This is a genomic window from Brasilonema bromeliae SPC951 (assembly GCF_012912135.1).
GTDB lineage: Bacteria > Cyanobacteriota > Cyanobacteriia > Cyanobacteriales > Nostocaceae > Brasilonema > Brasilonema bromeliae.
The window spans coordinates 1-4,048 of record NZ_QMEB01000061.1; the positions used below are offsets into that span (position 1 = coordinate 1).

A 4,048-nucleotide genomic window follows, 5' to 3' on the forward strand; every position below is an offset into this window, starting at 1 on the left:
GCATGGAACTGGTGCTGCGTGAAAAGCGCTGTCGTCATTTATGTGAACTCTTTGAGCAAATCGATCCAGAAGCCGAACCGGAAAAATGGGAATCTTATTGTAAGGTTTTCTACCAAGAAAAACAGCAACTTCAGGAATTAGAGCGTCAGCGGCAATTTTCCCTTGCTGAATTGCTGTAACACAAGTTTCAAAGGGGTTGCATGGTGGTAGGGGTGTAGGGGAGGACAGTGCCGTGGGCGGGTTTCCCGACTTGAGGCACCTGTCCGTTGAGCCAGTGCCCTTATACCCTTACCCCCTAGTTTTTGTAACCCTAGTAAGTGCCTATTTGATGGATAAACAACTCATCTACCTGGTAAAATTATCAGATTATTTAGTTTGATGTAGAACCAAAAGAAAGTTGATTGCAGATATAATGTAAGAGATTTTCATAACACAATTAATGACACAGTAATCAAGGGGCTAATCAACAGTACAACTTAAGTTAAATTTGCAAGCAGCAACAAGCCAAGACAAGACAAGATAGAATGAAATATGAGTGAATGAAAAAATAGGGAGCATAAGAATATGGAAATTAGTGCTCGTAACACTTTCAAAGGTACTGTGAAAGAAATTGTCACCGGATCTGTTAACGACGAGATAACCTTAGAAATCGCACCAGGAGTAGAAGTAACTGCGGTTATCACAAAAACTTCAGCAGAAAGCCTAGGACTCAAAGAAGGAAAAGAAGCTTACGCCATCATCAAAGCATCAGATGTGATGGTTTCTGTTGATTAGACGACTCTTTTCTACCTAAGTCTGGCTTGACTACTGATATGATGTCTGCTTAAATACCCTGAATATAATCTCATACAAAAACGTACCAGACGCCAAGAAACAGAGAGATTTTCATTATGGGTTATTTAGCGGACATCATATTAAATAGAACCACTAATAACGTAAGTTGCTAGTTAGTGCCTATAAACGGTATCATCAAGATACAAAAACGCTTTTTAAAGTATTGCAAAGTACTATAATTTGAGACTTTGTACTTAAAATTAGGCACTTTTTGATAACTAGCAACTTGGGTTAATACCAATTTCTAGCAGCCGCCAGGTAGATTAGGACACGAACTAATGATAAAACACGGTCACCAAGAGACTTTCAAGTCTGTTAAGCGTTAAGCCTTCCCTGTTCCCTGCTATAATGTGAAGCTGCATAGAAAAGGGCTTCTAAAATAAAGTTATAAGAAGAAACAGACATCACTTGTTGAAGCGTGAGTTGGTCAAACATCTCTTGAAGGCGATCTCGTAAAGCTTGCAAGTCAGAAAAAAGTTCATTTTTGGGCGATCGTTTGAGGAACTGCCAAAGGCGCTCAATCGGGTTAAATTCAGGAGAGTGAGGTGGCTGAAGTAGAGGAATCACGTTCTTAGGCCAACGAATTGCTGAACTGATATGAGCAGGAGCTTGGTCAATCTGTAAAATGGCATAATCAGAGCCTAACTCGTGGGATAACCAGTTCAAGAACTCTTGAAAATAGTCCCCATTCAGTTGAGGGTACTCGTGAAGGAAATGGTCTCCTGTCAGGGGTTCAATTGCGCCGTACACCCAAAAATTCTCCCGGTTCCATTTCACTTCGACGGTTGGTTTTATCCCAGGAGCAGTGATCACTTTGCCTGTCAGGGTCTTCATCCCGACCCGAGTTTCGTCTTGGCACAGATAGCGGACGCGCTGCTACTTCCTGGCGAATACTGGCATTTTTTTTCATCTCTATCCCAACAACTGCATAAGTTGATAGTACTCACACCTATATATAAATACAGTAGTCTAATAAAAAATTAGGGAGTGTCAAAATAATGAACAAAAAAACATTATCAATATTATGTTTTGTCTCTATGGCAGCTGCATGTTTTAACCCTTTAGGGAAAGAAGCTTTAGCAGGAAATTTTTCTCGTAGCTGTGGAGATATTTCACTGGATGGTACAACTTTGAGGGCAAATTGTAAAGACCGTAGTGCTAATTTCCGTAGTACTTCTTTGGATTTGAATAGAAGAATAGAAAATAGAGATGGGAATTTAAGAATAGGTGGAGGTTTTGCTAGTACTTGCCAAAATATACAACTGACAGGAACTTCATTACAAGCAGATTGTAAAACGTTTAATGGCGACTTTAGATCGACAAGCTTGGATTTAAATAGTGTCATTACTAATAATGATGGAAACTTAACATTTGATCGTTAGTTTCTTCGCCGTAAGCCCCGCACTATAACGGTACTCCGTTTAGTGCGGGAAGTAGTAAAGCACGTCGCAAACTTGCCAAGCGCCAGGCGCGTGAACATCAACGTATTGCCAAAGCAAGGAAAGACCACGCATTCAAAACCGCTCATGAGTTGGTTCGCACTGGAAAGAAAGTCTTTGTCCAGGGTGTGGTCAAAAGTCGTTGGTAAAGGGAAAAGTTGACAGGTCGTGGTTTCACATAAAGAGAAATAGCCAAAACATGGAATTAGCTAACGGAAACCGTCAGCTAATTCCATGTTAGTGCTCGACAAAATCCATCTTTTCTATGTACCAATCCTGCGATTGCTCCACTTCAAATCCTTGATTGGTTTGTACGTCGTTAGCAAATAGAAGTCACCTTTCAGGAAGTACGCGCACATTTAGGTGTTGAAACAAGGGCGGCAATGGGCTGATTTGTCAATCGCTCGAACTACACCAGCCTTACTAGGATTGTTCTCACTGGTGATCCTAGTGGCACACCATCTACAAAATTCACAGAAGTTTTCGATCCGACAGGCAGCTTGGTATGCCAAGCCCTTACCGACATTTGTTGATGCGATCACTCTTGTCCGTCAGTCTCTGTGGTCAAGTACTTTTTCAATGTCGCATTCACCAAGCGATATGGTAAAAATTCCTCGTGCTTTGTTGGAACGGTTGACCGATACCCTAGGCTACGCTGCTTAAATGGATTTTGTCGAGCTTAGAACTTTATTTTAGAAGCCCTTTTCTATGCAGCTTCACATTAAATTGGTATAAGTAAGTCGGCACAATAAAACCAATGTATGTTGAGTTTTGTAAAAACTGTGAGATTACCTATTTCTAAGCAGTTTACTGATTTTACATTTCGTTACATAAGTGGATTTTTTAACGCCGACTTACTTAAATTCTGGAGTTCTTTTGATTTAGATAAAGTCTGCTTTTATTCAGAGAAATCAAAGTGGATTAAGGCTGCCGGAAATATTTGGGTTTTAAAGGGGAAGCAGGAGCAGAGAGTACTAAGATATTTCTAACGTTGCTAACGTAACGTCCTCCTGCTTTATCACCAGGAACCACTAGACGAGCAAATCCCTCATCTGTATCTGTCAAATATTGGATGCTACCATCGCTTGCTTTTTTTGCATATGCAACTAGCACTTGTTTGGCTTCAAAGTTGGGGTGAATTTCACCAATACTTACGATCGCCTCATAGCAGTCAGTGGCTTCAGCAAGAACGTACTGTCGGAGGAAAGCGTTTTTCGTATTTTGACCGGAATTAGCAGGTTGAAGTCCTCCTCCTGCTTTCTCATTATTAATTAACTCCCACAGAGGGACTCCATAGTATGTTTCTGTTCTCGGACCGGAACCTGTTTGGAAAGACACAGTCACTTCGGTCACGACTGTTGGGTCTTGTTTCTTTAAATCTTCTTGCAAATCTATGAGCTTTTGCAAGTCAAAGGTTGTTCGATTTTTGACTTCACCACCCAAGCTCAATGTCTGGGACAGACCTGCAGAACACGTATTTTCTTCCCAAGAAGCACGGTTCCCAGGTTCAGCTAAAGTCGCTTGCCAAAACCCCAATATCGACAGTGTTAAGGATACAATTGCGATCCGACTAGTAAAACGCATAAAATATGCCTCTGTAATTGTTAAAAATTAATTGTTAAAAATTCGTTTCTAGTGACAGCAAGTAGCCACTTTTTTGAGCGTTCGCTTTTTGGAAGAAGCTGATGTTTTCTTCAGAACCAAGGCGATACCAACACCAAGAACCATACCGCCCCAATTTTGGGATTCAGGAACGGAAACCAAAGATGGAGAAC

At 40.9% G+C, this 4,048-nt stretch carries 5 protein-coding genes; 3 read left to right on the forward strand and 2 right to left on the reverse strand.

The window, feature by feature from the left end; all coding sequences use genetic code 11:
- Positions 1-564: 564 nt before the first annotated feature.
- Positions 565-774 carry a TOBE domain-containing protein gene (locus DP116_RS10215; protein WP_169155087.1) on the forward strand — a complete coding sequence of 70 codons (210 nt, stop codon included), beginning with the start codon at positions 565-567 and terminating at the stop codon, positions 772-774.
- Between the two features lie 375 nt (positions 775-1,149).
- On the opposite strand, the gene DP116_RS10220 is transcribed toward DP116_RS10215, so the two are convergent.
- Entirely contained in the window at positions 1,150-1,695 is a 546-nt protein-coding gene (locus DP116_RS10220) for an IS630 family transposase (RefSeq protein WP_281357392.1), read from the reverse strand.
- Between the two features lie 137 nt (positions 1,696-1,832).
- Here DP116_RS10220 and DP116_RS10225 point away from each other — a divergent pair, with 137 nt between their 5' ends.
- Positions 1,833-2,216, forward strand: coding sequence for a mannose-binding lectin (locus tag DP116_RS10225; RefSeq protein WP_169155089.1), 384 nt, complete (start codon positions 1,833-1,835; stop codon positions 2,214-2,216).
- Between the two features lie 450 nt (positions 2,217-2,666).
- On the forward strand, positions 2,667-2,936 hold the full coding sequence (locus tag DP116_RS10230; protein WP_169155090.1) for a hypothetical protein: 270 nt from the start codon (positions 2,667-2,669) through the stop codon (positions 2,934-2,936).
- A 258-nt stretch (positions 2,937-3,194) separates the two neighbouring features.
- Here DP116_RS10230 and DP116_RS10235 read toward each other — a convergent pair whose 3' ends face one another.
- Positions 3,195-3,857, reverse strand: a complete 663-nt coding sequence (locus DP116_RS10235; protein WP_169155091.1) for a hypothetical protein — start codon at positions 3,855-3,857, stop codon at positions 3,195-3,197.
- Positions 3,858-4,048: the final 191 nt, after the last annotated feature.